The sequence below is a fragment of the Vibrio sp. 10N.222.52.B7 genome, assembly GCF_041474275.1.
In the GTDB taxonomy this organism is placed as follows: Bacteria; Pseudomonadota; Gammaproteobacteria; order Enterobacterales; family Vibrionaceae; genus Vibrio; species Vibrio crassostreae_C.
Genome location: NZ_JBFRTU010000439.1, coordinates 1 through 249, shown reverse-complemented (window position 1 = coordinate 249; position 249 = coordinate 1). Strand labels below are relative to the sequence as shown.

General features: G+C 44.6%; 1 protein-coding gene. It reads left to right on the top strand.

The window, feature by feature from the left end; all coding sequences use genetic code 11:
- Positions 1-249: ribosome silencing factor (rsfS, locus tag AB4512_RS23590; protein WP_372175945.1), on the top strand; the 249-nt coding region annotated here is incomplete at both ends.

Genomic DNA, 249 nt, shown 5'->3' with positions numbered 1-249 from the left:
TGAAAGCAGAATCGATTGTGACTATCGATGTAGAAGGCAAATCAAGTGTTACTGATTACATGATTGTTTGTACTGGCACCTCTAAGCGCCATGTTGCCTCTATCGCACAACATGTTGCCGATGAAGTGCGTAAAGCTGGTATGCAACCACTAGGCATGGACGGGCAGCAAGAAGGTGAATGGGTTGTTTTAGATATGGGAACAAGCATGCTTCATGTTATGCAAGAAGAACATCGTGAGCTGTACCAAC